The sequence below is a fragment of the Brevundimonas sp. genome (assembly GCF_041911375.1).
GTDB lineage: Bacteria > Pseudomonadota > Alphaproteobacteria > Caulobacterales > Caulobacteraceae > Brevundimonas.
Genome location: NZ_JAYRPA010000043.1, coordinates 16,470 through 43,396 on the forward strand (window position 1 = coordinate 16,470; position 26,927 = coordinate 43,396).

A 26,927-nucleotide genomic window follows, 5' to 3' on the forward strand; every position below is an offset into this window, starting at 1 on the left:
TGCCTTGCCTTCGCCCCCCGGAAAGCCGAAATACCGGCCATGGTCACCCTGATCGACACCCTTCAGCGTAAGCCGTCGGAGCTGCGCCACCCGGAAAAGCAGAACCGTCCGGAGACGGTCGTCCTGAAGAAGCCGGACTGGCTGCGGGTCAAGGCGCCGGGCTCGGGCCAGTATAATGCGACGAAGGAGATCGTCCGCTCCAAGGGGCTGGTCACCGTCTGCGAAGAGGCGGCCTGCCCGAACATCGGCGAGTGCTGGAGCCAGAAGCACGCCACCCTGATGATCATGGGCGACACCTGCACGCGGGCCTGCGCCTTCTGCAACGTCAAGACCGGCCTGCCCCAGGCGCTGGACCCGGAAGAGCCGGCCAAGGTCGGCCTGGCCGTCCAGCAGATGGGCCTGAACCACGTCGTCATCACCTCGGTCGACCGCGACGACGTGTCCGACGGCGGCGCGGCCCACTTCGCCGAAGTGGTGCGCCAGATCCGTATTCAGGCGCCGCAGACGACCATCGAAATCCTGACGCCCGACTTCCTGCGGAAAGACGGCGCCGCCGAGGTGATGATCGACGCCAAGCCTGACGTCTTCAACCACAACCTCGAGACGGTCCCGCGCCTGTATCTGAAGATCCGGCCGGGCGCCCGCTACTTCCACTCGCTGCGCCTGCTGCAGATGGTCAAGGAGCGCGACCCGAACCAGTTCACCAAGTCCGGCATCATGGTCGGCCTGGGCGAAACCAAGGAGGAGGTCATGCAGGTCATGGATGACATGCGCTCCGCCGGCGTCGACTTCATCACCATCGGCCAGTACCTGCAGCCGACGCGCAAACACGCCGCCATCGACCGGTTCGTGACCCCGGAAGAGTTCAAGGCCTATGAGGCGATCGCCCGGGCCAAGGGCTTCCTGATGGTGTCGTCCTCACCGCTGACGCGTTCGTCGCACCACGCCGGCGACGATTTCGCGCGGCTGAAGGCGGCCCGCGAGGCGCAGCTGCGTCGCTAAGCCCCGCATGGCCGTCCACCGCGTCACGCGCATCCTCCCGTATGCGCCCCAGCAGCTTGCCGACCTTGTCGCCGACGTGCGCGCCTACCCGGACTTTGTGCCGTGGGTGACGTCGATGCGGGTCTGGAACGAACGCCCGGAAGGCGAGGGCGTCAGCGTCGTCGATGCAGAGGCGTCCGTCGGCTTCTCCTTCCTGAAGGAGCGGTTCTCGACCTGGGTCCGACATGACCGCAATGCGCCCAAGGTCGAGGTCGGTCTGCTGCGGGGTCCGTTCCGGCACCTGAAGAACCGCTGGGAGTTCCAGCCGCATCCCGAAGGAACGCGGCTGGAGTTCATGATCGACTTCGCCTTCAAGTCGAAGATGCTGGACCTGATGCTGCACGCGAACTTCGACCGAGCGGTGGAAAAGCTGATCGGCTGTTTCGAAGCCGAGGCGCAGCGGAGGTATGGCGGCCGATGAGTTTCGATTTCGACGCGACCGTCGTGGGCGCCGGGGCTGTGGGCCTGGCCTGCGGTCGGGCGCTGTCGAAGCGAGGCCTGACGGTGCTGGTGCTGGAGAAGGAAGGCCACATCGGCCAAGGCGTCTCCTCGCGCAACTCCGAAGTCATCCACGGCGGCCTCTACTATCCCACCGGGTCGCTGAAGGCGAAGTTCTGCGTCGAAGGCCGGCGGGCGCTCTATGCCTTCCTGGAAAGCCGCAAGATCGACTACCGAAAGTGCGGCAAGCTGGTGGTGGCGACCGAGGAGGCCGAGGTCGGGCGGATCGAGGCCATCTTCGACCAGGCGACGACCAACGACGTCGAGGGGCTGGCGCATCTGACCGGCGCCCAGGCCCGCGCGCTGGAGCCGGCGCTGAACGCCCACGCCGCGATCCTGTCGCCCGAAAGCGGGGTGTTCGACAGCCACGGCTATATGCTGGCCCTGCAGGGCGAGATCGAGGACGCGGGCGGGGCGGTGGTCGTCTCCGCGCCGTTCGACGGCGCCGAGCCTTTGCCGGGCGGAGGCTTCGCCGTTCGTGTGGGCGGGGAGGGGGCCATGGCCGTCACCAGCCGCCTGCTGGTCACCGCGCCGGGCCTGTCGGCCCAGGCCGTGGCGTCGATGATCGACGGCTATCCCTCCACGGCCGTCCCGGCGGGCCATTACGGCAAGGGGGTCTATTTCCGGCTGACGGGCAAGGCGCCGTTCGAGCGGCTGATCTATCCGCCCCCCATCGCCGGGGCCCTGGGCACCCACTATCGCAAGGATCTGGGCGGGCAGGGGGTGTTCGGCCCTGACCTGGCCTACGTTGAGACCGAGGACTATTCGGTCGATCCGGCAAAGGCGGACGCGTTCGCCCACTATATCCGCCGCTTCTGGCCCGGTCTGCCCGATGGCGCCCTGACGCCGGACTACGCGGGCATACGGCCCAAGCTTCATGGGCCGGACGAGCCGCAGCCGGACTTCCAACTGCACGGCCGCGAGCACCACGGCATCGACGGTCTGATGGCCCTGTTCGGCATAGAGAGCCCAGGCCTGACCAGTTCGCTGGCCATCGGCGAGGCCGTGGCGGCGGCCCTGACGGAGGCGGCTTGACCGAGCGCGAGAAAATGCTTGCGGGCCTGCCGTACGATCCGGGCGACCCGGACCTGCGGGAGGGTCGCGCGCGGGCGGTGGCCCTGACCATCGCCATCAACGCCGAGCCGGATCGGGACCGACGGCGCGACCTGGTGAATGCGCTGGTGAAGGCGTCGGACGCCCGCGCCGTGATCATGCCGGGCTTCTTCTGCGATTACGGCGTCAACATCCACCTGGGCGCCAACGCCTTCGTCAACGCCAACGGCGTTTTTCTGGACTGCGCGGAAATCCGCATCGGCGACAACTTTCAGGCGGGACCGGGCGTGCAACTGCTGACGCCGGAGCATCCGCTGGACGCTGTCGAACGGCGCGGCAAGGAAACGGCAAGGCCGATCACCATCGGCGACGATGTGTGGATCGGCGGCGGCGCCATCGTGCTGGCCGGCGTCGTCATTGGCGACCGCGCGGTGATCGGCGCGGGTTCGGTGGTGACGCGGGACGTGCCGCCGGACGTCGTGGTGGTGGGAAATCCGGCGCGGATCGTCCGCCGCCTGACCTCGGCTGAAACGCCTTGAAATCGTCCGGCGCTTCATGCATAAGCCGCGCCTCGCGTGGCGGTCCGCTCCTTCCTGTGTGGAAGGCAAGGGCCGCCGCTATCGTTTTCGCGCCTGACAGGCTTCGGCTCTGGGCGGCGCCCGACCTAGAAGATTGAGACGGACATGGCCGTTCCGAAGCGCAAAGTATCTCCCTCGCGTCGCAACATGCGCCGCGCCCACGACGCCCTGACCTCGAACGTCTACGTCGAGGACAAGGACACCGGCGAGCTGAAGCGCCCGCACCACATCGACCTGAAGACCGGCACCTATCGCGGCCGCCAGGTCCTGACGCCGAAGGAAGACTAGTCTTCCACGGTCTCCCGGTTTCGGCCGGGCGCGATGATTCTCACGGCGCGCGGTGACCCGCGCGCCGTTTTCGTGCGTTCTCTGCGGCAAGCTTTACCGGAGAACGCCGTCCATGATCCGTTTCGCCGCCGCCAGCGCCCTGGCCCTGCTGACCCTTTCGGCCTGCGACAGTCCCGAGGAGCCGGCCGCGCCTGCGACGCCGCCGCGTACGGCCGACGCCGCGCCTGCTCCGACCGCGCCGCCCGTCGCCGACAATGTCCTGACGGCCCAGGGTCTGGGGCCCGCCCGGATCGGCATGACCGTCGCCGACCTGACCGCGGTCTGGGGCGCGGACGCCAATCCTGGCGCTGTCGGCGGCGCCGATCCCGAAACGTGCGACCAGTATCACCCCGCCAATGCGCCGGCCGGCGTCACCGTCATGACCCAGAACGGCGTGCTGACGCGAATCACCCTGATGCGCGACGCCGCGATCAGGACGGACCGGGGATTCGGGCTGGGCGACACCGCCCTGGCGGTGAAGGAAGCCTATGGCGGCGCCATCGTCGCCCAGCCTCACAAGTACGAAGCCGCCCCGGCGGAGGACCTCTTCGCCTGGAGCAGCGGCGGATCGACCGCCTATGTGACTGATCCGGCGGCGCGCGGCGTGCGTTATGAAGTCGGGTCTGACGGCAAGGTGAAGATGATCCACGCCGGCGACCCGTCGATCCAACTGGTCGAGGGCTGCGCCTAGAGCGAAATCGGCTGAGTTCGACGGAGTTCAGCTCGGCGTGGGATGCCGCCGCCATAAGGTGATGCCGATCGGGCTCTAGGATTGGCGTTTGGCGGCGAGGCGGCTAAACCGCTCCGACCATCCTCCCGCCAAAAGCCAGAGACCCAGCCATGACCGACATCGCCGACATCGTCGCCCGCCAGATCCTCGACAGCCGGGGCAATCCGACGGTGGAAGTCGATGTGATCCTGGACGACGGCTCGTTCGGGCGCGCCGCCGTGCCGTCGGGCGCGTCCACCGGCGCCCACGAAGCGGTCGAGCTGCGCGACGGCGACAAGGACCTTTGGGGCGGCAAGGGCGTGCAGAAGGCGGTCGACGCCGTCAACGGCGAGATCTTCGACGCCCTGTCCGGCATGGACGCCGAGGATCAGCGCCGCATCGACGAGGCGATGATCACCCTGGACGGCACCCCGAACAAGGGTCGCCTGGGCGCCAACGCCATCCTGGGCGTCTCGCTGGCGGTGGCCAAGGCCAGCGCCATTTCGGCCGGCCTGCCCCTGCACCGTTACCTGGGCGGCGTTTCGGCCCGCGTCCTGCCGACGCCGATGATGAACATCATCAATGGCGGCGCCCACGCCGACAATCCGATCGACATCCAGGAATTCATGATCCTGCCGACGGGCGCCGAGACCTTCTCGGACGGCCTGCGCATGGGCGCGGAGATCTTCCACGCCCTGAAGAAGCAGTTGAAGGACGCCGGTCACAACACCAACGTCGGCGACGAGGGCGGCTTCGCCCCGAACCTGGCCTCGGCCGAAGAGGCGCTCAGCTTCATCACCAAGGCGGGTCAGGCCGCCGGCTACCTGGCCGGCGAGGATTTTCACCTGGGCCTGGACGTCGCCTCGACCGAGTTCTTCAAGGAGGGCAAGTACGTCATGGCCGGCGAAGGCAAGACTGTCGACGCCGAGGGCATGGCGGCCTATCTGGTCGATCTGTGCGAGCGCTTCCCGATCGTCTCGATCGAGGACGGGATGGCCGAAGACGACTTCGACGGCTGGCGTCTGCTGACCGAGCGCCTGGGCGACCGGGTCCAGCTGGTGGGCGACGACCTGTTCGTCACCAATCCGGTTCGCCTGGCCGCCGGCATCGGCGAGGGTCTGGCGAATTCGATCCTGATCAAGGTCAACCAGATCGGCACCCTGTCGGAGACCCTGGACGCCGTGGATATGGCCCATCGCGCGGGCTATACCGCCGTGATGAGCCACCGCTCGGGCGAGACCGAGGATTCCACCATCGCCGACCTGGCGGTCGCCACCAACTGCGGACAGATCAAGACCGGCTCGCTGGCGCGTTCGGACCGGGTCGCCAAATACAACCAGCTGCTCCGCCTTGAAGAAATGCTGGGCGACCAAGGCGTCTATTTCGGCGACGGCATGCTGCTGAGCCGCTGACGACCGATCGTCCGGGGGCAGACGGGCCGCAAGGCGCGGCCCGTCCATCTCCGCGTCCTAGGCGCTGCAGGATCGCCGATTGGGATTCTCCCAAATTCTTCAAAGCTGAAGTACGCGAATCTTACCGCCAAGCTACGATTCGTTAGGCATTCAAGGGCACAGTTTGACAACTGTGTTCACGCGCTCAGAAGGAGCGTTGGTGTTGCCGGAACGGATGAAACCTTACCGCCTGTCTCTCGCCCTCCTGCTGCTGGTCGCCTACCTGGGCGTCCAGGCGCTCACGGGCGAGCGCGGTCTGTTGAGCGGCCATGCGCGCGACACCCTGCTGATCCAGCGGGAGGCGCAGCTCGCCGCCCTGACCGAACAGCGACGCGACCTCGAGACACGCGTCCGCTACCTGCGCTCCGACAGTCTGTCCAAGGACCTTTTGGAAGAACGTGCGCGCGCCGTGCTGGGCTTTTCCGATCCGCGTGACTATGTGATCCGCGTCTCGAGCGAGACGGCCCCTGTAGCGACGCAATCGGCGCATTCCTGACGCGTCTTGAACTATTGTTACAGCTTGGCGGGGCCGCTTTGCGTTTCGGGAACGAAGGCTGCTAAAGCCGCCTTCCGTAACGATAAGTTGGCTTCGGTTCCCGGGGCCTAGCCGGGAGATGCCGGATGGCGAAAGCCCCAGCCAAAGCCGCTCAGACCAGTGCGCCTGACAAGATTCCAAACACGCCATCGGCGTCCAAGGAGGATCTCCTCCGCTACTATCGCGAGATGGTCCTGATCCGGCGCTTCGAGGAGCGCGCGGGCCAGCTGTACGGCATGGGTCTGATCGGCGGCTTCTGCCACCTGTACATCGGCCAGGAGGCCGTCGCGGTGGGCGTTCAGGAGAGCGTCAAACAGGGCCACGACAAGATCATCACCGGCTACCGCGACCACGGCCACATGCTGGCCGCCGGCATGGACCCCAAGGAAGTCATGGCCGAGCTGACCGGCCGCATCGGCGGCTCGTCCAAGGGCAAGGGCGGCTCGATGCACATGTTTGACGTGCCGACCGGTTTCTACGGCGGTCACGGCATCGTCGGCGCCCAGGTGGCGTTGGGCACGGGCCTGGCCTTCGCGGGCAAGTATCGCGGCGACGACTCGGTCGCCTTCATCTATTTCGGCGACGGCGCGGCCAACCAGGGTCAGGTCTACGAGAGCTTCAACATGGCCCAGCTGTGGAAGCTGCCGGCCATCTACATCATTGAGAACAATCAGTACGCCATGGGCACCTCGATCGAGCGGGCCTCGGCGACGACCCAGCTCAGCCAGCGCGGCGCCAGCTTCGGCATTCCGGGCGAGCAGGTCGACGGCATGGACGTGATCGCCGTGCGCGACGCGGTCAAGAAGGCGGTCGAACGCGCCCGCGCCGGCGAGGGGCCTTACATCCTCGAGGTCAAGACCTACCGTTATCGCGGTCACTCGATGTCCGACCCCGCCAAGTACCGGACCAAGGAAGAGGTCGACGAGGTCAAGAAGACCCGCGACCCGATCGACCACATCAAGACCCTGCTGTCGGCCGCCAAGGCGAACGAGGAGGAGCTGAAGGCGATCGACAACGAAATCAAGGCGATCGTCGCCGAAGCTGTTCAATTCGCTCAAGAGAGCCCGGAGCCCGATCCGTCCGAGCTCTACACCGACGTCTACGTGGAGGCCTGATCCGTGACCGACATCCTGATGCCGGCGCTGTCCCCCACGATGGAAGAGGGCACGCTGACCAAGTGGCACATCAAGGCGGGCGACACCGTGTCGGCCGGCCAGGTGATCGCCGAGATCGAGACCGACAAGGCCACGATGGAAGTCGAGGCCGTCGACGAGGGCGAGGTGCTGGAGATCCTCGTCGCCGAAGGCTCCGAGAACGTGAAGGTCAATACGCCGATCGCGCGCCTGGCGGGCGAAGACGGCGCCGCCGCTCCTGCGCCCAAGGCCGACGCCCCCACGGCCGAAGTCGCCCCGAAGGCGACGGCGGAGGGCAAGACCGGCGATCCCGAGAAGGCGCCGGCCCAGACCTCGACGCCCAAGGTCGAACTGCGTGACCCGGAAATCCCGGCCGACGCCAAGCTGGTCAAGACGACCATCCGCGACGCCCTGCGCGACGCCATGGCTGAGGAAATGCGGCGCGACGACAAGGTCTTCCTGATCGGCGAGGAAGTCGCCCAGTATCAGGGCGCCTACAAGGTCAGCCGTGAGCTGCTGCAGGAGTTCGGCGACCAGCGCGTCGTCGACACCCCGATCACCGAGCACGGCTTCGCCGGCCTGGGCGTCGGGGCGGCCATGGCGGGCCTGAAGCCGATCGTCGAGTTCATGACGTTCAACTTCGCCATGCAGGCGATCGACCACATCATCAACTCGGCCGCCAAGACGCTGTACATGTCGGGCGGCCAGATCCGGGCGCCCATCGTGTTTCGCGGTCCGAACGGCGCGGCCAGCCGCGTGGCGGCCCAGCACAGCCAGGACTATTCCGCCTGGTACGCGCAGGTGCCCGGCCTGAAGGTCATCGCCCCCTATGACGCGGCCGACGCCAAGGGCCTGCTGAAGGCGGCCATCCGCGATCCGAACCCGGTCGTCTTCCTCGAACACGAGATGATGTACGGCCTGGAGTTCGACGTGCCGGAGGTCGAGGACTATGTCCTGCCGATCGGCAAGGCCAAGGTGCGCCGCGAGGGCAAGGACGTGACCATCACGGCTCACAGCCGCATGGTCGGTTTCGCCCTGCAAGCCGCCGAGAAGCTGGCGGAAGAGGGGATCGAGTGCGAGGTCGTCGACCTGCGCACCCTGCGCCCGCTGGACACCGACACCATCATCGAGAGCGTCAAGAAGACCAACCGTCTGGTCTCGGCCGAAGAGGGCTGGGGTCCGATGGGCGTCGGCGCCGAGGTGGTGGCCCGCGTCATCGAGCACGCCTTCGACTATCTGGACGCCCCGCCGCTGCGGGTGCACCAGGAGGACGTTCCGCTGCCCTACGCCGCCAATCTGGAAGCTCTGTCGCTGCCGGGCGTGGACAAGATCATCGCGGCCGTGAAGCAGGTGACGGCGTGACCGAGGCGTCGGAATTCATGCTCACGACGCCCGAGAGCGTCGCGGCTGATCCCAAGGCCATAGAAGTGTTGCGCATGTGGTGGTCGAAGGACGAGCCGGTGATGTCGGTCAAACCCGCCTTCAACGATCCGATCCAGTTCGGCCGCCTGCTGGCCTACGCCGCGCGTCACATGGCGCATGGCTATGCCGTTCGTCACAATCACGATGAAACTGCGGCCTACCACCGCATCCTCGAAGGCCTCAGCGAAGTGGTGAAGGCGAACGACGTCCGCACCGTCGCCGAACCGACTACGCAAACCGGGGGGAAAGCCTGATGACCGATATTCTGATGCCGGCTCTGTCTCCGACGATGGAGGAGGGCGTCCTCGCCAAGTGGCACGTCAAGGTCGGCGACGTCGTGTCCGCCGGGGACGTGATCGCCGAGATCGAGACCGACAAGGCCACCATGGAAGTCGAGGCCGTGGATGAGGGCGAAGTCACCGACATCCTGGTCGCCGAGGGGACCGAAGGGGTCAAGGTCAACACTCCGATCGCCCGTCTGAAGGACGAGGGCGGGGCCGCGGCGCCCAAGCCGGCCGCCCAGGCCGCGCCCGAAAAGCCCGCGCCCGCCGGTCACGAAAGCGGTCAGGGCGTGGCGACGCCCGAGGGCGTGAAATCCGCCGAGGCCGTCCTGCTGCCCAAGAGCGCGCCGGCGCCGAAGTCCGACGGCGGCCAGCGTATCTTCGCCTCGCCCCTGGCGCGCCGCATCGCCGCCCAGAACGGCGTTGACCTGAAGGCGATCAAGGGCACCGGTCCGCACGGGCGCATCGTCAAGCGCGACGTGGAAGGCGCGCCGAAGGGCGCGGCCCAACCGGCGGCCTCGACGGCGACCGCCGCAGCCGCGACTTCAGGGATCGAGCCGCGCAAGGTTCAGTCCCTGGCGCAGATGGGCATCCCCGACGGCAGCTACGACCTGATTCCGTTGGACGGCATGAAGAAGGCCGTGGCCCGTCGCATGGTCGACAGCATCCAGAACGTGCCGCACTTCCCGCTGTTCATCGACTGCGAGATCGACCAGCTGATGGCCGTCCGGGCCAAGGTCAACAAGATGCTGGAGCCGCAGGGGATCAAGGTCTCCGTCAACGACTTCGTCATCAAGGCCGCCGCGCTGGCGCTGAAGATGGTGCCGGAGGCGAACGCCTCCTACACGCCCGAGGGCATCGCCATGCACCACAACGCCGATGTCTCGATGGCCGTGGCCATCGACGGCGGCCTGATCACCCCGATCATCAGGAAGGCCGAGACCAAGGGCCTGGCGCAGATCGCGACCGAGTCCAAGGACCTGGCCAAGCGCGCCCGTGAACGCAAGCTGAAGCCGGAAGAGTTCCAGGGCGGCACCTTCTCGGTGTCCAACCTGGGCATGTTCGGCATCAAGCAGTTCACCTCGATCATCAACGAGCCCCAAGGCTGCATCATGAGCGTGGGCGCGGGCGAACAGCGTCCGGTCGTCAAGGACGGTCAGATCGTGCCGGCCACCGTCATGACCGTGACCCTGACCTGCGATCACCGCGTGGTGGACGGCGCGACCGGCGCCCGCTTCCTGCAGGCGTTCAAGCCGCTGATCGAAGATCCCGTCGCGATGCTGGCGTAGGGGAGCGGAAGTCATGACCTCGGTCTATGACTTCTCCGCCCGCGCCATCGACGGCGCGGACGTGTCGCTGGACCGCTTCCGTGGTCAGGCGCTGCTGATCGTGAACACGGCGTCGAAATGCGGCTTCACCGGCCAGTATGACGGTCTGGAGAAGCTGCACCGGACGTTCGCCGACCGGCCGTTCGAGGTGCTGGGCTTTCCCTGCAACCAGTTCGGCAATCAGGAGCCGGGCCGGGCGGCGGAGATCGCCGCCTTCTGCGCCACCAGCTTCGACGTGACCTTTCCCCTGTTCGACAAGGTCGAGGTCAACGGCCCGAAGCGGCATCCGCTCTACGCCTGGCTGACCGAGCAGAAGCGCGGCTTCCTCGGCTCCAAGGCGATCAAGTGGAACTTCACCAAGTTCCTGACCGACCGCGAGGGGCGCGTTGTCGCGCGCTACTCGCCCCAGACTGAACCCGAGGCCATCAAGGCCGACATCGAGAAGTTGCTCTGATCATGGCTGCTGAATTCGACCTCATCGTCATCGGTTCCGGCCCCGGCGGCTACGTCGCCGCGATCCGCGCCAGCCAGCTGGGCCTGAAGACCGCCATCGTGGAACGCGAAAATCTGGGCGGCATCTGCCTGAACTGGGGCTGCATCCCGACCAAGGCGCTGCTGAAGTCCGGCGAGAAGTACGAGAGCCTGTCGCACCTGAAGGAGTACGGCCTGGACGTCTCCGGCGCCTCGTTCGACTTCGACGCCATCATCAAGCGGTCGCGCGGCGTCGCGGCCCAGATGAACAAGGGCGTCGCCTTCCTGATGAAGAAGCACAAGATCGAGGTGATCGAGGGCTCGGCGAAGGTCGAAAAGGGAGCGCCCGCCAAGGTGGTCATCGCGCTGAACGCCGGCGGTTCCCGCACGGTCGAGGCGAAGTCGGTCATCCTGGCGCTCGGCGCCCGCGCCCGCGCCCTGCCGCAGATCGGGCTGGAGGCCGACGGCGACAAGATCTGGGCCTATCGCGAGGCCCTGGCTCCCAAGCGCCTGCCCAAGTCCTTCGTGGTCATCGGTTCGGGCGCCATCGGCTTGGAGTTCGCCAGCTTCTACCGCGCCCTCGGCGCTGACGTGACCGTCGTCGAGGCGGTCGAGCGCATCATGCCGGTCGAGGACGAGGAGATCGCCAAGACCGCGCAGAAGGCCTTCGAGAAGCGCGGCATCAAGTTCCGCGTCGGCGCCAAGGTCGGCAAGGTCACCAAGACCACCAGCGGCGTGAAGGTGGACGTCGAGGTCGGCGGCAAGGCTGAGACCCTGGAAGCCGAAGTCTGCATCTCGGCCGTCGGCATCACGGCGAACACCGACGGCGTCGGCCTGGAGGCGCTGGGCGTCGAACTGGACCGCGGCCATATCAAGACCAACGGCAACTGCGAGACCAGCGTGAAGGGCGTCTACGCCATCGGCGACTGCGCCGGCTCGCCCTGGCTGGCGCACAAGGCCATGCACGAGGGCGTTCACGCCGCCGAGGTCATCGCCGGGCACAAGGGCCCGCATCTGGATTCGCCGATCGCCGGCTGCACCTACACCCAGCCGCAGGTGGCCTCCGTCGGCCTGACGGAGCAGGGCGCCCGCGCCGCCAACCGCGAGGTCAAGATCGGCCGCTTCCCATTCCGCGTGAACGGCAAGGCCGTGGCCGCGGGCGAGGTGGAGGGCCTGGTCAAGGTGATCTTCGACGCCAAGACCGGCGCGCTGCTGGGCGCACACATGATCGGCCACGAGGTGACCGAGATGATCCAGGGCTATGTCACCGCCATCACCATGGAGGCGACCGAAGCCGAGATGCAGGGCACGGTCTATCCTCACCCGACCATGTCCGAGGCCATGCACGAGGCGTCGCTGGACGCCTACGGCCGGATGCTGCACCTCTAGGATCAGGCCCGAACGGCGGCCAGGGCGGCGGCGTGGGCTCTCACCTCGGCCCGCAACGCCTCGTCGGTGTCGAACACGCCGTACCAGCCCTGGGGCTCATGCGGCGGGTCGCCAAGCCAGGCGTCGTCGCCGGCCCTGAACCGATGATCGGCGTGGCGCGGGCGGCCTTCGCCGCTCCAGGCCCAGAAGTTCGACCCGACCAGCGGGCCGCCCTTGCGCACGCTGTCGAGCACCGCGGCGTGGACGTCGCGGTAAAAACCCTCGCGATAGGTCGACGGCGCGTCGGGTTCGTAGCGGTTGCGGTCGCGCGGATAGCCGAACTCCTCGATCACCAGCGGCTTGCCCAGCGCTTCGGCCATGGCGACATGCTGGTCGATGTAGTCGCGCGCCAGGCGGCGGGCCTCCGCGTCGGTCCCGCCCATGTCGTTCAGCTTCAGCCAACCCCAGTTGCCCGGCCAGATGTGGGCGGTGACATAGTCGATGTCGGGCGAGCGATGGGTGTCCAGCACGATGTCCCGGCTCTCGCCTGATCCCTTCAGGCCCTCGCTGCCGGTGGAGACCAGCTGGCGCGGAGCCAGCGACTTGATCAGCCGCGCCGTGCCGGCGATCCAGGCCTGGAATGCGGGCTGGTTGGCGCGGACCTTCTCCAGGTCGCCCGCTGCCCGGGGTTCGTTGGCCAACTGCCAGGCCATGATGGCGGGATCGTCGGCGTAGCGGCGGCCGGTGACGGTGTTGGTCCGCCCCACAACGGCGCGAACATAGTCGTGATAGAGGGCCACGGCGTCGTCGCTGACGTAGAAGCCGGCGTTGAAGTCGGCGAAGGCGGGCCAGGGATGGGCCGGGTCGTTCATGTTGATGTAGCGGCCGCCGTTGACCCACGAGAGGTAGGTCATCATGCCGCCTGACCACTCCCAGAAGTTGGTCAGGTAGAGCACCGCCTTCATGTCGCGTCGGGCCATTTCCGCCAGGACGTGGTCCAGGCCGACCAGCAGAGCTTCGTTGAAGGCGTCGCGGTCGCGGAAGGCGGGGCGGACCGAGTTGCGCAGCGGCGAGAGCTCGGCGCAGGCGGCCAGGCGCAGATTGGTCACGCCGTCGCCGGCCAGGACGTCAAGCTCTCGCGAGAGCCGGGCGCGGTCGCCCGCCTGACCCGCCATGCCCAGCCAGGCGGCGTACCAGACGTTCGCCCCGACGAAGCGGTAGGGGCGGCCGTCGATCGTCAGCGCGGCGCCGTCGCGGGCGACGAAGCCCCGGGGCGTCGCGCGGGGCTGGCCGAGGGCCGGCGTGGCGGCCAGGGCGGCCAAGGACGCCAGCGTCATGCGCCTGTCGATCATGATCCACCCTCCCGGCGCCGGTCCGTGACGCGACGAGAGCTTGGCCGATGGCGGGGGCCGGGTCGAGTCCTCCGGTCAGGCGGCCTCGACCGCCTTGAGCTTGGGCTTCCTGGGCTTGTCGGCCTTGAGGCGCTTGGGCTGGGCCTTGCGGGACGCCTTTTCAGCCTTCCTGGCTTCCTTCTCGGCCAGCTTCTGGGCCTTCTTCAGCGCCTTGGCCTCGGCCTTGGCGGCGTCGGGCGCGGCGTCGGCGGCGGCGGCCAGTTCGGCCAGCTGGTTCAGGAAGGCGTCGCGCTGGCCCTTGGGCAGCAGGGCCATGATCCGCTTGTCCGCCGCCTCGACCAGCGGACGCGCGGCCTCGAGCCGGGCCGCGCCCTCGGCCGACAGCCGCACCGCCTTGGCGCGGGCGTCCAGCGTCGAGCGCTCGCGCTCCAGCAGGCCCTTGGCGGTCATGCGGGTGACCAGGTCGGCCAGGGTCGAGCGGTCGATGCCGGTCATGCGGACCAGTTCGGTCTGGGTCAGGCCGGCCTTCATGGAGGCGGCTTCCAGCACCGCGAACTGGCGCTGGGTCAGACCGTCGGGCCCGGTCTCCTCGGCATAGACGTCGAGCGCCAGCTGCAGCGCGCGATGCATCAGGTGGCTGGGCGAGGTCGCCAGCGGACCGACCTTCCTAGGCAGCTTACCGGACTTGACCACGCGACACCCCCCAATCGTTTCGTCCGAACACGTACCAGCGGTGCTTTACGGTTTGACGCGAGACTTGCGTCGGTTCTGCGACAGTTCCTTTACAGGCCAGGGTCGGGAGAGATGGGGCCGGGCTCTTCGTCCCTGATCATGTTCTTCATGATCAGGGGCACCTGCGACAGGCCGAACAGGGAGGCGGCGATCCAGAGCACGCCGCGGAAGCTGGTCCAGACGTCGTTGGGATTGGGCGTCGCCCAGCCGAAGGCGTGCCAGATCGCGGCGACGGCGGTGGGGCTGCGGAACACCTCGTTCAGGATGGCGACGGCCAGGAAGTAGAGGCCATAGCGCAGGGTCAGGGTGCGCCAGGCGGCGTCGTTGACGCGGATGGCCGAGCCCAGCAGCATCTTGAACGGATACTTCCGCAGCGGCAGCGAGCCCAGCAGGACCACGGCCAGCAGGCCGTTCTGAACCGTCAGCTTCAGCTTCACGAACAGGTCGTCGTGGGTGAAGATGGTCAGCAGGCCGAAGATCAGGGCGAACAGGCCGGTGATCAGGGGCAGGGGGGCGAACCGCCGCTCCAGCGCGAAGCCGACCGCCAGGGCGACGGCCGACGCGCCGACCAGCACCCAGGTGGCCAGGATCATGTCGCGCGTGACGAAGTAGCTGACCATGAAGGCGGCCAGGGCGCCGAAGTCGACCAGCTGGCGAATCCACTGGCGGTTCTTCGGGGCGGAGGTCTGGGGGGCGTCGCTCATGATCAGTCCGCCAGCCCCACCAGCGAGCGGGAAAAGGCGCGGGCGTCGAAGGGCTGCAGATCCTCGACCCCTTCGCCCACGCCGATCAGCATCAGGGGGGCGTCGGACGCCTGGGCGACCGGCACCAGGACGCCGCCGCGCGCGGTGCCGTCCAGCTTGGTCATGACGATGCCGGTGACGAAGGCGGTGCGGCCGAAAATCTGTTCCTGGGCCAAGGCGTTGCGGCCCACGGTGGCGTCCAGCACCAGCAGGGTGTCATGCGGCGCGTCCGGATCGACCTTCTTCAGCACCCGCACGATCTTGAGCAGCTCGTCCATCAGCGCGGACTTGTTCTGCAGGCGGCCGGCGGTGTCGATCAGGACGACGTCGAACCCTTCCTGCCTGGCCTTGGCGTAGGCGTCGAAGGCCAGGCCCGCGGCGTCGGCGCCGTCACGACGGCTCTCGAAATGGGCGCCGGCGCGTTCGGCCCAGACCTTGAGCTGTTCGCGCGCGGCGGCGCGGAAGGTGTCGCCGGCGACGATCATCACCTTGGCGCCCTTGCCCGTCAGGTCGGCGGCGATCTTGCCCAGCGTCGTGGTCTTGCCCGAGCCGTTCACGCCCACGAACAGCACCACATAGGGCTTGGGTCCGTTCAGCGGGTCGAAGGTGGCCTGGCGCGGCGACAGCTCGGCGGCGACGGCCTCGGCCAGGGCCTCCTTGACCTCGTGTTCCTGGGCGTCCTTGCCGAACTTCAGCGCGCGGAAGCGTTCGACGATGCGGGCGGAGGCGGCCGGGCCCAAATCGCTTTCCAGCAGGTGCTCTTCCAGCTGCTCCAGCGAAGCCTCGGACAGGGGCTCCTTCACGAAGGCGGAGACGACCTGGTCGGTCATCTGTTTCGAGGAGCGGGAGAGGCCCTGAGAGAGGCGCTGGAACCAGCCTTTTTTCGGCGTGTCGGTCATGGGATGGCTTTAGCGGGGGAGAGGGCGGACGTCATCCGCATTCGGCCGCATTCGGACGGGGCGGGGCGGATTCAGACTCGGCCGATGAAAAACACCGTATGAATAGTGCGAAAGGTGTGAAATCCGCTTCTCCCTGGTCCGCGCCGTTGGCCGGCTCCATCATACAGCGGGTGCGGGCGCCGGTAGGGAAGTCGCCCCTTGGAATCGACAAGTCATTGAAATGACGAGGTCGACACCAGCGTCAATGGGAGGGTTGCGGCGGAATTCGGACCCGCGCACCGTCATCTTGCGCTCGGCGACGTCGGCGGGGGCCGCGGCTTGAAGCGACGGGCCGATGCGTGGACATTGCGTCGTCCCGCAGACGGGTGCGGGGCTGTCGCGTCGTCGCCGAAGCGTCGGCGGGCGAATTCCTGGAGGCGTCATGACGCGTGATTTTCCGCAGGGGGTGGTGCACGTGGCGGGCGCGGACCTGGAAGCCGCACTGCGGTCGGATCCCGACGTCTTCGAGTTGTGGCGCGGCCTGACGCCGCTGGGCCGCAACGAGTTCATCTGCTGGGTCGACGACGCCAAACAGGCCAAGACCCGCCAGCGCAGAATCGAGCGAACTGCGGAGGAACTGCGCGAGGGCAAGAAGCGCCCCTGCTGCTGGCCCGGCTGCATCCATCGAACCGACAAGGCGCCCAGCCGGTGGCAGCAGGCGGTCCTGATTGAGCGCAAGGGGAAGGGCGGGGGTTAGTCGCTTACGGCTTATCGCCTGGCGGGCAACGTCTGGGTTGGGCGGGACGCGTATCGCCACTGTCCACCCGTTGCGGACATTGATGCGAGGCGTACGTTGAGACGAGTGGTTGCTATCGAGCGAGTTTGATGAAGACGATTCTGCTCATCTGCATTGCGGGAATCCTGTCGGGCTGCGCATCGCTTGATCCAGTAGCTCGATGCCAGCGAGAGGCGGAGAAGGTCGGGTTGGCTCTGGGCGATCCCGATCCCACCCAAGAAGAAGCCGTTCACGCCGTGATGAGAGTCGGAGGCGAGAACGTGTATAGGGTGGACGTCTGGCCGGAGGATGAGGGGCGCGAACGAGTGTCGTGCATGTCCCTCGAAGGACGGGCAGTGTTGCTCAGCGTAGGCGACACCACCGTCTGGGGTCGTTGAGCCGGCGATTCGGTGGTCCAATGAGCTAGCCCGGCCCGGCTACTAACTTGAACGTCCGTTCACCACCCATTGCGGACCTTCGAAATGTCCGGGCGCGGCCTGGGTGGACGAACGATTCCCGTCGTTCATCATTCCCGACTATACGAGACCGACCGGCGCGCGCCGGAGCAGCGGACGATCCCATGGCCGAGACCCATCCCTTCCATTCGCCCCGGACCCACGGCTTCGTGCGGGTGGCGGCGGCGACGCCGGTCAGCCATGTCGGCGACCCCAGGGCCAATGCCGAGGAGCATCTGGCCCTGATCCGCGAGGCGGCGGGGGAAGGGTGCGACCTGGTGGTGTTTCCCGAGCTGTCGCTGTCGGCCTATGCGATCGACGACCTGCACATGCAGGCGGCGCTGCTGGACGAGGTCGCGCGCCAGATCGCGGTGCTGGCCGCCGCGACCGGCGACAGCGGCATCGTCGCCGTGGTCGGCGCGCCGATCCGCAACGGCGATGCGCTATACAACTGCGCCGTGGTGCTGGGCGGGGGCGAGGTGCTGGGCGTCGTGCCCAAGACCTATCTACCCAACTACCGGGAATATTACGAGAAACGCTGGTTCGCCCCGGCGCCGGCGCGCAGCGAGGACGCGCTGCTGCTGAACGGCGAGACGGTCGATTTCGCGCCGGGCCTGGTGTTCGAGGCGGTGAACCGGCCGGGGTTCGTCTTCGCGGTGGAGGTCTGCGAGGACTTCTGGGCGCCGCTGCCGCCGTCGACGCGGGCGGCGCTGGCGGGCGCGCGGATCATCTGCAACCTGTCGGCGTCGAACATCGTCATCGGCAAGGCGGACGAGCGGGCGATGCTGTGCGCCAGCCAGTCGTCGCGGACCCTGTCGGCCTATGTCTTCACCGCCTCGGGCTGGGGCGAGAGCACCACCGACCTGGCCTGGGACGGGCAGGCGACCATTCACGAGATGGGCGCAAAGCTGGCCGAGGGCGAGCGGTTCGCCCTGGAGAGCCACCTGACCGTGGCCGATGTGGACGTGGACCGGATCGGGCTGGAGCGGCTGAGGAACGGCACCTTCTCGGACTGCGCGCGGCTGGAGGGCGAGGCGGCGACGGTCGTGCCGTTCGCGGCGCGTGAGGATCGGGTCGCCAGCGACCTGATCCGGCCGATCGACCGCTTTCCCTTCGTGCCGGACGATCCGGCGCGGCTGGACCAGGACTGCTACGAGGCCTTCAACATCCAGGTGCAGGGCCTGATGCGCCGGATGAAGGCGACGAACGGCGAACGGCTGGTGATCGGCGTGTCGGGCGGGTTGGATTCGACCCAGGCGCTGCTGGTCGCCTGTCGCGCCTTCGACCGGCTGGGCCTGTCCCGCGAGGGGATACTGGGCTTCACCATGCCAGGGTTCGCAACGTCGGAGGGGACCAAGTCGAACGCCTGGGCCCTGATGAAGGCGTTGGGCGTCACAGGGGCGGAGATCGACATCCGCCCGGCGGCCGAGCAGATGCTGAGGGATATCGGCCACGCCTTCGCGGACGGCGAGCCGGTGCACGACATCACCTTCGAGAACGTGCAGGCGGGCTTGCGGACCGACTATCTGTTCCGGCTGGCCAACCAGAACCGGGCCTTCGTGCTGGGCACGGGCGACCTGTCTGAGCTGGCGCTGGGGTGGGCGACCTATGGCGTCGGCGACCACATGAGCCACTACAACGTCAACGGCGGGGTGGCGAAGACCCTGATCCGGCACTTGATCCGCTGGGTCGCGGACAAGCAGCTGGTGGGGGCGGACGCGGCGCCGACGCTGCACGCCATCCTGGACACCGAGATTTCGCCCGAGCTGGTGCCCGCCGGCGCGGACGGCAAGATCCAGTCGACCGAGAGCACGGTCGGGCCCTATGCGCTGAACGACTTCTTCCTGTTCTATATCAGCCGGTTCGGGCTGAGTCCTTCGAAGGTGGCCTATCTGGCCGAGCAGGCGTGGGGCGACGCCGCGCGGGGCGACTGGCCCGCCGGGACGCCGGACGCCGAGAAGATCACCTTCGAACTGCCGATCATCAAGGCGTGGCTGAGGAAGTTCCTGGTGCGCTTCTTCCAGACGGCGCAGTTCAAGCGCTCGGCCCTGCCGAACGGACCGAAGGTGGTGACGGGCGGTTCGCTGTCGCCGCGCGGCGACTGGCGCGCGCCGTCGGACGGCACGGCGCGGGTGTGGCTGGACGAACTGGAGGCGAACGTGCCCGACTGACGGGCGTCAGGCCTTCTCGACGAAGGTGTCGATGACGCGTTTCTCGCCGGCTTTTTCGAAATCGACCAGCAGCTTGTTGCCCTCGATGACGCGGACGGCGCCGTAGCCGAACTTCTGATGGAAGACGCGATCGCCCTTCTTCCAGCCCGAGCTGGATTTGGGATCGGCGGTGGCGACAAGGCGGCCGTCGCCCTCGATAACCGCCTTGCGGGCCGGGATGCGGCTGGGCGTCTGGGCCGCCGTGAAGGACTGGGCGCGTTTCCAGCCGGGCGAGGAATAGCCGCTGCCGAAGGACGGCGCGTCGTCCCAGCGTGACTTGGCCTCCTTCATGCCGGCCGAGGCGCCGTAGTAGCCGGTGTCGGACTGGGCCTCGACGTGGGCGATGGGCAGTTCGTCGACGAAGCGGCTGGGCAGCTGGCTGGTCCAGCGACCATAGACCAGGCGGTTGGCGGCGAAGGAGATGCGGGCGTCCTGCTTGGCGCGGGTGACGCCGACGTAGGCCAGGCGGCGTTCCTCCTCCAGGCCCTTTTCGCCCTTTTCGTCGATGCTGCGCTGGCTGGGGAAGACGCCTTCCTCCCAGCCGGGCAGGAAGACCAGCGGGAACTCCAGCCCCTTGGCGCCGTGCAGGGTCATGATCTGAACCGCGCCGTCGCCATTGGGATCGTCGCTGTTGGCGCGCTCCAGGTCCATGACCAGCGAGACGTGCTCCAGATAGGCCTGCAGCGTCTCGAACGACTGCATCGACTGGGTCAGTTCCTTCAGGTTCTCCAGCCGCGTCTGGCCGCTGGTGCGGTCGGCCTTCTGCATGTCGGTGTAGCCGCTCTCTTCCAGCACCGTCTCCATGACCTGCCAGTGGGGCGTGGTCTCGGACAGGGCGCGCCAGCGGTCCAGGTCACGCACGAAGTTGGACAGGGCGGTGCGGGTGCGGGCCTGAAGCTCGTCGGTGTTGATCAGGCCGCGCACGGCGGTGAGGGCCGACAGGTCGTGCTGGCGGGCGATCTGCAGGATTTTCTGCACTGAGGTGTCGCCGATGCCGCGTTTGGGGACGTTGACGATCCGCTCGAAGGCCAGGTCGTCGTCCTCGGACAAGATCAGCCGCAGATAGGCGTGAGCGTCGCGAATCTCGGCCCGTTCGAAGAAGCGCGGGCCGCCGATGACGGTGTAGGGGATGGCCAGCATGACCAGCCGCTCCTCGAAGGCGCGCATCTGGAACGAGGCCCGCACCAGGATGGCCATGTCCTTGTACTTCAGGCCCGGTTGGCCGGCGTGGGGGCGGCGGGCGGTCTCGATCTCGTCGGCGATCAGGCGGGCCTCGGCCTCGCCGTCCCAGACGCCGCGCACGCGGACCTTGTCGCCGCTGTCGTCCTCGGTCCACAGGGTCTTGCCCAGCCGGTCGCGGTTGGCCGCGATCAGGCCCGAGGCCGCGCCCAGGATGTGGCTGGTCGAGCGATAGTTCCGCTCCAGCTTGATGATCTTCGCGCCCGGGAAGTCGCGTTCGAAGCGCAGGATGTTGTCCACCTCGGCCCCGCGCCAGCCGTAGATCGACTGGTCGTCGTCGCCCACGCAGCAGACGTTGCCGGTCGAGGCCGTCAGCAGACGCAGCCACAGATACTGGGCGACGTTGGTGTCCTGATACTCGTCGACCAGGATGTAGCGGAAGCGGCGGCGGTACTCCTCGGCCAGGTCGGCGTGCTGCGACAGGATGGTGATGTTGTGCAGCAGCAGGTCGCCGAAGTCGCAGGCGTTCAGCGTGCGCAGGCGCGCCTGATAGGCGGCGTAGAGGGTCTGGCCCTTGCCGTTGGCGAAGTCCTCGCCGGGCGGCAGCTTGTCGGGCGTCCAGCCGCGGTTCTTCCAGTGGTCGATCAGGCCCGACAGCGACTTGGGCGTCCAGCGCTTGGTGTCGATGTTCGCCGCCTCAAGCAGCTGCTTCAGCAGGCGCTCCTGGTCATCGGTGTCCAGGATGGTGAAGGTCGATTTCAGTCCCACCAGCTCCGCGTGGCGACGCAGGATCTGGGCGGCGATGGAGTGGAAGGTGCCCAGCCAGCGCAGGCCCTCGGCCGACGGGCCGATCAGGTGGGTGATCCGCTCGCGCATCTCGCGCGCGGCCTTGTTGGTGAAGGTGACGGCCAGAAGCTCCCAAGGCCGGGCGCGGCCCGTCGCCAGGATGTGCGCCAGCCGGGTCGTCAGAACCCGCGTCTTGCCCGTGCCCGCGCCGGCCAGGACCAGCACCGGCCCCTCGGTCGTCTCCACCGCCAGCCGCTGTTCGGGGTTCAGGCCCGACAGATAGTCGGCGGCCTCGCCCCCGGGCGGGCGGGCGCGAGCCAGGTCGGAGATGCGCGGGGCGGGCAGGTCGGTCACTTCGGAAGATACGCTCGAACGGTTCTGATTCACGCGGAACATAAGGGGCACAGAGGGCGATGTCAGGGTCGTTCGCCAAATCCCGTGACGGAACCGCGACTTTCGGGCGGTCGTTTGCTCCGCGTCGACCGACGCACGTTCAACGGACAGGAGGCCCCGAATGGTCGCTCGCTCACGTTTTTCCGTCCGCTGGGCGCTGGTGATCGCGGCCGCCACAGTCGTCATCGCCGTCGTCGTGTGGCTGCTGCTGGCGAGCAAGGCGGCGACGCCGACGGAAATCGACCTTGGCGACCCTTTGCCCGATGCGCCGACCTTGCCGCCCATCGAGCCGCCCAGCGTGCCTTCCCCCGATGCTCCGCCCCCGCCGGTCGGCAAGGCGTCCTGAACGAAGCGGCTAGAGGTCGTCGGTGGCGGCGTAGACCATGATGCCGGTGGCGATGGCCAGGTTCAGGCTGTCGGCGCGGCCCCGCATCGGGATCTTGACGTTGACGTCGCAGGCGGCGGCCAGGGCGTCGGTCAGGCCGGCCTGTTCGTTGCCCATCAGGATCAGGGACGGGCGCTGCATCACCGCCGAGCGGTGGCTGACCTTGGCGTCCAGGCGGGTGCCCACCACGCTGCCCGGCCAGGTCTTGCGCCAGGCCAGGAAGGCGTCCGCGTCCGTCCGCGTGATCGACACGGCGAAGACCGAGCCCATGGTCGCGCGCACGGCCTCGACCGAATAGGGATCGACGCAGTCGCCGATCAGGATGACGCCGCCGCAGCCGGCCGCGTCGGCGGTGCGGATGATGGTGCCCAGGTTGCCGGGATCGCGCACCTGTTCCAGGGCGACCCAGCACGGCGCGCGGTCGGGCCGCAGGCTGTCCAGCGGCGCGTAGGCCTGGTCGAAGACGCCCAGCACGGTCTGCGGATTGTCGCGGCGGCTGATCTTTTCCAGGATGGCGTGGGTGACGACGACGATCTCGCCGCCGGCCTTGATCGTTTCGGCCTTGGCGCGATCCAGCAGGGGGTGGGGGCGGGCGTCCTGGCCGACCAGCAGCATCCGGGGCGCGCGGCCCTGGTCCAGCGCCTCGCCGATGAACTTCAGCCCCTCGGCCAGGAAGGTCCCCGTCGTCTCGCGTTCCTTGCGCATGTGCAGGGCGCGCACGGCCTTGACGGTGTCGTTGGTCAGGGAGGTGATGAGGCGCTCGGTCATCGGCTCCACCGCGCGAAGAAGGACAGGCCGATGGCGCGGGCGTCGGGGCCGTCCTCCGACAGGGCCAGTTCGCCCCAGTCGATGCGACCGCCCCGGTCGTGCGTCGCCTCGGCCATCATGTGCGCCAGCGACAGGCCCGAGATGCGCGCGGCGTAGGCGTTCAGCAGCAGGAAGTCCGCATCGTCGTCCAGCAGGGCGGCGCAGTCCTTCAACAGGCCCGGCATGTCCTCGAACAGACGCCAGACCTCGCCGGTGGGGCCGCGCCCGTATTTGGGCGGGTCCAGGATGATCCCGTGATACTTCGAGCCGCGCCGGACCTCGCGGGCGACGTATTTGCGCGCGTCCTCGACGATCCAGCGGATCGGATGATCCGACAGCCCGGACAGGTCGGCGTTCTCGCGGGCGTAGGTCACGGACTTCTTGGAGGCGTCGACGTGGGTGACCTCGGCGCCCGCCGCGGCGGCGGCCAGGCTGGCGACGCCCGTATAGCCGAACAGGTTCAGGATTTTCGGGCGGTCAAGCCCGCGCACGCGGGCGTCCAGCCATTCCCAGTTGGCCGCCTGCTCCGGGAAGAAGGCCAGGTGGCGGAACGGGGTGAAGCGGCCGGTGAAGCGCACGTCGCGCCACTTCAGCGGAAAGGCGTCGATGGCGCCGTGCTTGTCGAAGCGCCAGCGGCCGGAGTCTTCCTCCTCCTGCTGCGGATCGAAGACGGCGTTGGCCGCGTCGAAGGCGGCCGGGGCGCGCGGGGACCAGAAACACTGGGGCTCGGGCCGGACGACGGTGAAGCCGCCGTACCGCTCCAGCTTCTTGCCATCGCCGGAATCCAGCAGGGCGTAGTCGGACCAGCCGCGGGTCACCAGGGTTTCGGGCGTGAGAGAGAGCTTGGGCGCCATCGTCGCGCTGATAGGCGCTCAGGCCGCCTCGCGTCCAGCGTCCTCGCACGGATCGCTGCGGTCGCGGTCGCGCTCGTGGGGCGTCTTGTCCCAGACGAAAGGCTCGGTCACCAACCGCCAGGCGGCGTGCAGGAACGCCAGGCTGAGCAGGGACCAGTAGAGCGGCGCGCCGGCCATGTCGGCCAGGCCGTAGCCCAGACCGGCCCGACGCGCGCCGACCGCGCACCCCATCCAGGCGGCGATGGCGCCCATCATCAGGACGCCGATGGCGGTCACCGGCACGGCGGGCGAGAGGCCCGAGGCCAGGCCGACAAGGACTGCGGACGCCAGCCAGGCCAGCGCCGGCGCGTGGGCAAGGGCGGAGACGATGGCGGTCCCCACGGTCATGACGAAGGCGGCCAGCCCGCGCAAACCCAGCCCGAACGGCTCGCGCGTGTGCACGCCCCAGGTCTGCATATAGCCCTTCAGCCAGCGCGTCCGCTGGGGCAGCCAGCGATCGAACGGGCCCGGCGGCGTCTCCAGCGTGGGGCTGGCGATGACGCCCAGCCGCCAGCCGTTTCGCCACAGGCGAAAGCCCAGGTCCGCATCCTCGGTGACGTTGTAGGCGTCCCACCCGCCCGCCTGTCGCAGGGCGGTCATGCGGATGTGGTTGCTGGTTCCGCCCAGCGGAAAGGGCAGGCCGAGACGGGCCATGCCCCGCAGGGTGACCTCGAACAGCGAGGCGTATTCCAGTGCGAACTGGCGATCGAGGAAGGCCGACCGCGGCGCGTGCGAGCGGTCCTTGATGCGCAGCGGCGCCTGCAGGCAACCCAGGGCGGGGTCCTGCATGAAACGGGCGGCGGCCTCCCGCAGCTGGGCGGGATGGGGCGCGTCCTCCGCATCGTAGATGGTCAGGAAGGCGCCGGTCGCCTGGGTCAGGGCGGAGTTCAGAGCGCGCGGCTTGGTCTGGGGCGCCCCTGGGGGCGCGATCAGGACCCGAAGCCAGTCGGGACGCGGCGCCGCCTCGACCGCAGCCAGGGTGGCGGCGTCATGGGCTTCCAGCACCAGAAACCCTTGCAAGCGATCGGGCGGGTAGTCGAGGCGGGCCAGGTTGGCGATCAGCTGCGGGGCGACCTCCGCCTCGTCATGAAGCGCCGCCAGAACGGTGTACCGCGGCCAGATCGGCAGCGGCGGCGCCTGAGGAATGGGCGGCAGGCTGGCGACGGCGAGGGCGAAGCGCCAGAGCGAGGTCACGACGAATCCGACCTGAAGGACGGCAACGACCAGAGCCAGGGTGAAGGCCGGCGCCGACAGCAGCGCGGCGATCGCCGCCGCAGCCAGGCCTGAGACCACAAGCATCTGGCTGCGTGTCACGCCGGAGCGGGCGGCGCTGGCGGCGACCAGCCCGCGGCTCGACCTGGCGACCGCGCCGGTCCCGTCCGCCCCCATGGTCGCCTCCCGGCTCGGCAACAATCGGTGATTGGTATGAGATACAACCCAATTGTTCAAGCGTTGGCGCCTTGGGCCGCGAATGGCTATTCAGGGGCACCGAACCGGAGTCGATCCTTGCCCGCCGCGTCGCGTTCACATCGAAAGCCCAAGGGGGAAGGCCATGCTCGCCGGGGCGAAATCCTGGCGGCCGCGGAGCGGATCTTCGTCGATCATGGCTATGAAGGCGCGACCATCCGCAAGATCGCCGATGCGGTCGGCCTGTCCTCGACAGCGCTCTACATGCATTTCGCCGACAAGGGCGAAATCCTGCAGGAGATCTGTCGCGAGGCCTTCGGCCAGCTGATCCTGGCCACGCGAGAGCTGGCGGTGATCGATTCCCCGCCGGAGGTGCGCCTGCGGCGAATGATCGAGACCTATGTCGCCTTTGGTTTCGCGCATCCGAACGCCTACCGGCTGATCTATCTGACGCGGCCGGTCGAAGCGCGGGAGGGGGCCCAGAGCATGGCCCAGGAGATGGGAGCGGGACTGTTCGAGAGTTTCGAGGCCGCCGTCGCGGAGACCGTCGCCTCGGGCCGGATGGCGGGCGATCCGGGCGTGCTGGCGCAGGCCATCTGGGCCGCCGCGCACGGCGTGGTGTCGCTGATGATCACCAAGCCCTATTTTCCGTGGGCGGAACGACAGGCGCTGGTCGACACGACCCTGGACGCGATGTTCGCCGGACTTCTGAAACCGTGAGGCTTGCGGCGGGGCTGGGCCTGGGGATCGCGCTGATCCTGGGCGGAGCGGCGCAAGCCCGGCCATTGCGGGTGATGGCGCTGGATCAGTGTGCGGACCAGTACGTCCTGGCCCTGGCCCCCGACGCCGATCTGGCGCTGTCGCCGCGGGCGGACGATCCGGACGCCTGGATGCGACGCGAGGCGCAGGGCCGCCGGCGCCTGAGACCCACGCTGGAGGCCGCCGTCGGCTTTCGACCCGATGTCGTGGTGCGTTACTGGGGCGGAGAGCCGCGCCTGCTCTCTGCGCTGGAGCGGCGGGGCGTGCGGGTGCTGACCATCGAGGACGCCACGGACTTCGACGGCGTCAGCGCCAACATCGCCCGGATCGCGGACGGTCTGGGGCAGGAGGCGCGCGGACGGCGGCTGGACCAGCGGATGCGCCGCACCCTGGCCGTCGCCGCGCCCGCCGGGCCGGACCGGCCGAAGGCGGCCTATCTGACGGCGGGGGGCTTCACCGCCGGGCCCGGCACCCTGGTCGACGCCATGATGCGCGCGGCGGGCTTCGGAAATCTGACCCTGACGCCGGGCTTTGGGCCATTGAGCGTCGAACGGATCGCGATGCGGGCGCCGGCGCGCTTCGTGCTGGGCTTCTTCGACGGGCTGCGAGCGGACTGGCGCGGACCGGGCCGCCATCCGGTGGTCCGCCGCGCCGCCGAGGGCCGGACGGCGGCGCGTCTGCCGGCGGCGGTCCTGACCTGTCCCGCCTGGTTCGCCGCCGACGGCGCGGCGATGATGGCGCGGGGGCGGCCGTGACGCGGACGCACAGGCTTTGCCTGCTGTTGATGCTGGCGCTTCTGGCGGCGACGGCGGCGGCGGTGCTGATCGGGGAGACCGCCTTCGACGCCGGCCAGTACGCCCTGGCCTTCAGCGATCCCGGATCGGGTCCGGCCGAGGTCCTGTGGCAGGTACGCGCGCCCCGCGCCGTCTGCGCCGCAGCGGTGGGCGCCGCGCTGGGGCTGGCCGGCGCGGTCATGCA

Annotated in this window: 29 protein-coding genes; 21 read left to right on the forward strand and 8 right to left on the reverse strand. The window is 68.4% G+C overall.

Annotated features, from left to right (window positions below):
- Positions 1–39 precede the first annotated feature (39 nt).
- From lipA to lpdA, 14 genes are all read left to right on the forward strand, one after another.
- Entirely contained in the window at positions 40–1,002 is a 963-nt protein-coding gene (lipA, locus tag ACE3PU_RS08630; RefSeq protein ID WP_374388734.1) for a lipoyl synthase, read from the forward strand.
- Between the two features lie 7 nt (positions 1,003–1,009).
- Entirely contained in the window at positions 1,010–1,462 is a 453-nt protein-coding gene (locus ACE3PU_RS08635) for a type II toxin-antitoxin system RatA family toxin (protein WP_374388736.1), read from the forward strand.
- Entirely contained in the window at positions 1,459–2,574 is a 1,116-nt protein-coding gene (locus ACE3PU_RS08640; protein ID WP_374388738.1) for an NAD(P)/FAD-dependent oxidoreductase, read from the forward strand. The genes ACE3PU_RS08635 and ACE3PU_RS08640 overlap by 4 nt, the downstream gene beginning before the upstream one ends.
- Positions 2,571–3,131 (forward strand): sugar O-acetyltransferase, encoded by a 561-nt coding sequence (locus tag ACE3PU_RS08645; RefSeq protein ID WP_374388740.1) that lies wholly within the window; start codon positions 2,571–2,573, stop codon positions 3,129–3,131. Before ACE3PU_RS08640 ends, ACE3PU_RS08645 begins: the two co-directional genes overlap by 4 nt.
- Positions 3,132–3,275: 144 nt before the next feature.
- Entirely contained in the window at positions 3,276–3,458 is a 183-nt protein-coding gene (gene rpmF / locus ACE3PU_RS08650; RefSeq protein WP_054765894.1) for a 50S ribosomal protein L32, read from the forward strand.
- 112 nt (positions 3,459–3,570) lie between these two features.
- Positions 3,571–4,188 carry a hypothetical protein gene (locus tag ACE3PU_RS08655; RefSeq protein WP_374388743.1) on the forward strand — a complete coding sequence of 206 codons (618 nt, stop codon included), beginning with the start codon at positions 3,571–3,573 and terminating at the stop codon, positions 4,186–4,188.
- Between the two features lie 149 nt (positions 4,189–4,337).
- On the forward strand, positions 4,338–5,618 hold the full coding sequence (gene eno / locus ACE3PU_RS08660; protein ID WP_374388745.1) for a phosphopyruvate hydratase: 1,281 nt from the start codon (positions 4,338–4,340) through the stop codon (positions 5,616–5,618).
- Positions 5,619–5,832: 214 nt separating this feature from the next.
- Positions 5,833–6,153, forward strand: a complete 321-nt coding sequence (locus tag ACE3PU_RS08665; protein ID WP_374388747.1) for a septum formation initiator family protein — start codon at positions 5,833–5,835, stop codon at positions 6,151–6,153.
- Positions 6,154–6,278: 125 nt separating this feature from the next.
- The gene (pdhA, locus tag ACE3PU_RS08670) at positions 6,279–7,307 is read left to right on the forward strand and encodes a pyruvate dehydrogenase (acetyl-transferring) E1 component subunit alpha (protein ID WP_374388749.1); all 1,029 of its coding nucleotides are present in this window, start codon (positions 6,279–6,281) and stop codon (positions 7,305–7,307) included.
- 3 nt (positions 7,308–7,310) lie between these two features.
- Positions 7,311–8,687, forward strand: coding sequence for a pyruvate dehydrogenase complex E1 component subunit beta (locus ACE3PU_RS08675; protein ID WP_374388751.1), 1,377 nt, complete (start codon positions 7,311–7,313; stop codon positions 8,685–8,687).
- Positions 8,684–9,001: a DUF5076 domain-containing protein gene (locus ACE3PU_RS08680; RefSeq protein ID WP_374388753.1), complete on the forward strand. Its 318-nt coding sequence runs from the start codon at positions 8,684–8,686 to the stop codon at positions 8,999–9,001. The genes ACE3PU_RS08675 and ACE3PU_RS08680 overlap by 4 nt, the downstream gene beginning before the upstream one ends.
- Positions 9,001–10,317, forward strand: a complete 1,317-nt coding sequence (locus ACE3PU_RS08685; RefSeq protein WP_374388755.1) for a pyruvate dehydrogenase complex dihydrolipoamide acetyltransferase — start codon at positions 9,001–9,003, stop codon at positions 10,315–10,317. Before ACE3PU_RS08680 ends, ACE3PU_RS08685 begins: the two co-directional genes overlap by 1 nt.
- Positions 10,318–10,330: 13 nt before the next feature.
- Positions 10,331–10,810, forward strand: coding sequence for a glutathione peroxidase (locus ACE3PU_RS08690; RefSeq protein ID WP_374388757.1), 480 nt, complete (start codon positions 10,331–10,333; stop codon positions 10,808–10,810).
- Between the two features lie 2 nt (positions 10,811–10,812).
- The gene (lpdA, locus tag ACE3PU_RS08695; RefSeq protein WP_374388759.1) at positions 10,813–12,216 is read left to right on the forward strand and encodes a dihydrolipoyl dehydrogenase; all 1,404 of its coding nucleotides are present in this window, start codon (positions 10,813–10,815) and stop codon (positions 12,214–12,216) included.
- Between the two features lie 2 nt (positions 12,217–12,218).
- On the opposite strand, the gene ACE3PU_RS08700 is transcribed toward lpdA, so the two are convergent.
- The 4 genes from ACE3PU_RS08700 to ftsY form a co-directional block, all read right to left on the reverse strand.
- Positions 12,219–13,547, reverse strand: coding sequence for a mannanase (locus ACE3PU_RS08700; protein WP_374388761.1), 1,329 nt, complete (start codon positions 13,545–13,547; stop codon positions 12,219–12,221).
- Positions 13,548–13,622: 75 nt separating this feature from the next.
- Positions 13,623–14,240, reverse strand: coding sequence for a MarR family winged helix-turn-helix transcriptional regulator (locus ACE3PU_RS08705; RefSeq protein WP_374388763.1), 618 nt, complete (start codon positions 14,238–14,240; stop codon positions 13,623–13,625).
- A gap of 89 nt (positions 14,241–14,329) precedes the next feature.
- Positions 14,330–14,983 carry an inner membrane-spanning protein YciB gene (locus ACE3PU_RS08710; protein ID WP_374388765.1) on the reverse strand — a complete coding sequence of 218 codons (654 nt, stop codon included), beginning with the start codon at positions 14,981–14,983 and terminating at the stop codon, positions 14,330–14,332.
- 2 nt (positions 14,984–14,985) lie between these two features.
- Entirely contained in the window at positions 14,986–15,921 is a 936-nt protein-coding gene (gene ftsY / locus ACE3PU_RS08715) for a signal recognition particle-docking protein FtsY (protein ID WP_374388767.1), read from the reverse strand.
- Positions 15,922–16,342: 421 nt separating this feature from the next.
- Between ftsY and ACE3PU_RS08720 the strand changes: the two genes are divergently transcribed.
- The 3 genes from ACE3PU_RS08720 to ACE3PU_RS08730 all read left to right on the forward strand — a co-directional run bounded on the left by ACE3PU_RS08720 (position 16,343) and on the right by ACE3PU_RS08730 (position 19,301).
- Entirely contained in the window at positions 16,343–16,657 is a 315-nt protein-coding gene (locus tag ACE3PU_RS08720) for a YdeI/OmpD-associated family protein (RefSeq protein ID WP_374388769.1), read from the forward strand.
- Between the two features lie 128 nt (positions 16,658–16,785).
- Entirely contained in the window at positions 16,786–17,073 is a 288-nt protein-coding gene (locus ACE3PU_RS08725) for a hypothetical protein (protein WP_374388771.1), read from the forward strand.
- 182 nt (positions 17,074–17,255) lie between these two features.
- Positions 17,256–19,301, forward strand: a complete 2,046-nt coding sequence (locus tag ACE3PU_RS08730; protein ID WP_374388773.1) for an NAD(+) synthase — start codon at positions 17,256–17,258, stop codon at positions 19,299–19,301.
- Between the two features lie 6 nt (positions 19,302–19,307).
- On the opposite strand, the gene ACE3PU_RS08735 is transcribed toward ACE3PU_RS08730, so the two are convergent.
- A complete protein-coding gene (locus ACE3PU_RS08735) occupies positions 19,308–21,701 on the reverse strand; it encodes an ATP-dependent helicase (RefSeq protein ID WP_374388775.1) in 2,394 nt (797 codons plus the stop codon).
- 118 nt (positions 21,702–21,819) lie between these two features.
- Between ACE3PU_RS08735 and ACE3PU_RS08740 the strand changes: the two genes are divergently transcribed.
- Positions 21,820–22,044 (forward strand): hypothetical protein, encoded by a 225-nt coding sequence (locus ACE3PU_RS08740; protein WP_374388777.1) that lies wholly within the window; start codon positions 21,820–21,822, stop codon positions 22,042–22,044.
- 9 nt (positions 22,045–22,053) lie between these two features.
- On the opposite strand, the gene ACE3PU_RS08745 is transcribed toward ACE3PU_RS08740, so the two are convergent.
- Genes ACE3PU_RS08745 through ACE3PU_RS08755 form a run of 3 tightly spaced genes read right to left on the reverse strand, consistent with a single transcriptional unit; the run spans position 22,054 to position 25,172 of the window.
- On the reverse strand, positions 22,054–22,851 hold the full coding sequence (locus tag ACE3PU_RS08745) for a TrmH family RNA methyltransferase (RefSeq protein WP_374388779.1): 798 nt from the start codon (positions 22,849–22,851) through the stop codon (positions 22,054–22,056).
- Positions 22,848–23,744 carry a class I SAM-dependent methyltransferase gene (locus tag ACE3PU_RS08750; RefSeq protein WP_374388781.1) on the reverse strand — a complete coding sequence of 299 codons (897 nt, stop codon included), beginning with the start codon at positions 23,742–23,744 and terminating at the stop codon, positions 22,848–22,850. The genes ACE3PU_RS08745 and ACE3PU_RS08750 overlap by 4 nt, the downstream gene beginning before the upstream one ends.
- A gap of 18 nt (positions 23,745–23,762) precedes the next feature.
- On the reverse strand, positions 23,763–25,172 hold the full coding sequence (locus tag ACE3PU_RS08755; protein ID WP_374388783.1) for a glycosyltransferase: 1,410 nt from the start codon (positions 25,170–25,172) through the stop codon (positions 23,763–23,765).
- A gap of 117 nt (positions 25,173–25,289) precedes the next feature.
- Between ACE3PU_RS08755 and ACE3PU_RS08760 the strand changes: the two genes are divergently transcribed.
- From ACE3PU_RS08760 to ACE3PU_RS08770, 3 genes are all read left to right on the forward strand, one after another.
- The gene (locus ACE3PU_RS08760; protein WP_374388785.1) at positions 25,290–25,910 is read left to right on the forward strand and encodes a TetR/AcrR family transcriptional regulator; all 621 of its coding nucleotides are present in this window, start codon (positions 25,290–25,292) and stop codon (positions 25,908–25,910) included.
- Positions 25,907–26,704 (forward strand): ABC transporter substrate-binding protein, encoded by a 798-nt coding sequence (locus ACE3PU_RS08765; RefSeq protein WP_374388787.1) that lies wholly within the window; start codon positions 25,907–25,909, stop codon positions 26,702–26,704. The genes ACE3PU_RS08760 and ACE3PU_RS08765 overlap by 4 nt, the downstream gene beginning before the upstream one ends.
- Positions 26,701–26,927 (forward strand): iron chelate uptake ABC transporter family permease subunit (locus ACE3PU_RS08770; RefSeq protein ID WP_374388789.1); only part of this gene is annotated, 227 nt, incomplete at its 3' end. The genes ACE3PU_RS08765 and ACE3PU_RS08770, both read left to right, overlap by 4 nt.

Excerpts from the sequence above, each read along its gene's own strand:
- lipA (WP_374388734.1), top strand. The coding sequence starts at position 40 with ATGGTCACCCTGATCGACACCCTTCAGCGTAAGCCGTCGGAGCTGCGC.
- ACE3PU_RS08635 (WP_374388736.1), top strand. The coding sequence starts at position 1,010 with ATGGCCGTCCACCGCGTCACGCGCATCCTCCCGTATGCGCCCCAGCAG.
- ACE3PU_RS08640 (WP_374388738.1), top strand. The coding sequence starts at position 1,459 with ATGAGTTTCGATTTCGACGCGACCGTCGTGGGCGCCGGGGCTGTGGGC.
- rpmF (WP_054765894.1), top strand. The coding sequence starts at position 3,276 with ATGGCCGTTCCGAAGCGCAAAGTATCTCCCTCGCGTCGCAACATGCGC.
- ACE3PU_RS08655 (WP_374388743.1), top strand. The coding sequence starts at position 3,571 with ATGATCCGTTTCGCCGCCGCCAGCGCCCTGGCCCTGCTGACCCTTTCG.
- eno (WP_374388745.1), top strand. The coding sequence starts at position 4,338 with ATGACCGACATCGCCGACATCGTCGCCCGCCAGATCCTCGACAGCCGG.
- ACE3PU_RS08665 (WP_374388747.1), top strand. The coding sequence starts at position 5,833 with ATGAAACCTTACCGCCTGTCTCTCGCCCTCCTGCTGCTGGTCGCCTAC.
- pdhA (WP_374388749.1), top strand. The coding sequence starts at position 6,279 with ATGGCGAAAGCCCCAGCCAAAGCCGCTCAGACCAGTGCGCCTGACAAG.
- ACE3PU_RS08685 (WP_374388755.1), top strand. The coding sequence starts at position 9,001 with ATGACCGATATTCTGATGCCGGCTCTGTCTCCGACGATGGAGGAGGGC.
- ACE3PU_RS08690 (WP_374388757.1), top strand. The coding sequence starts at position 10,331 with ATGACCTCGGTCTATGACTTCTCCGCCCGCGCCATCGACGGCGCGGAC.
- lpdA (WP_374388759.1), top strand. The coding sequence starts at position 10,813 with ATGGCTGCTGAATTCGACCTCATCGTCATCGGTTCCGGCCCCGGCGGC.
- ACE3PU_RS08700 (WP_374388761.1), bottom strand. The coding sequence starts at position 13,547 with ATGATCGACAGGCGCATGACGCTGGCGTCCTTGGCCGCCCTGGCCGCC.
- ACE3PU_RS08710 (WP_374388765.1), bottom strand. The coding sequence starts at position 14,983 with ATGAGCGACGCCCCCCAGACCTCCGCCCCGAAGAACCGCCAGTGGATT.
- ftsY (WP_374388767.1), bottom strand. The coding sequence starts at position 15,921 with ATGACCGACACGCCGAAAAAAGGCTGGTTCCAGCGCCTCTCTCAGGGC.
- ACE3PU_RS08720 (WP_374388769.1), top strand. The coding sequence starts at position 16,343 with ATGACGCGTGATTTTCCGCAGGGGGTGGTGCACGTGGCGGGCGCGGAC.
- ACE3PU_RS08725 (WP_374388771.1), top strand. The coding sequence starts at position 16,786 with ATGAAGACGATTCTGCTCATCTGCATTGCGGGAATCCTGTCGGGCTGC.
- ACE3PU_RS08730 (WP_374388773.1), top strand. The coding sequence starts at position 17,256 with ATGGCCGAGACCCATCCCTTCCATTCGCCCCGGACCCACGGCTTCGTG.
- ACE3PU_RS08735 (WP_374388775.1), bottom strand. The coding sequence starts at position 21,701 with ATGTTCCGCGTGAATCAGAACCGTTCGAGCGTATCTTCCGAAGTGACC.
- ACE3PU_RS08740 (WP_374388777.1), top strand. The coding sequence starts at position 21,820 with ATGGTCGCTCGCTCACGTTTTTCCGTCCGCTGGGCGCTGGTGATCGCG.
- ACE3PU_RS08745 (WP_374388779.1), bottom strand. The coding sequence starts at position 22,851 with ATGACCGAGCGCCTCATCACCTCCCTGACCAACGACACCGTCAAGGCC.
- ACE3PU_RS08750 (WP_374388781.1), bottom strand. The coding sequence starts at position 23,744 with ATGGCGCCCAAGCTCTCTCTCACGCCCGAAACCCTGGTGACCCGCGGC.
- ACE3PU_RS08755 (WP_374388783.1), bottom strand. The coding sequence starts at position 25,172 with ATGGGGGCGGACGGGACCGGCGCGGTCGCCAGGTCGAGCCGCGGGCTG.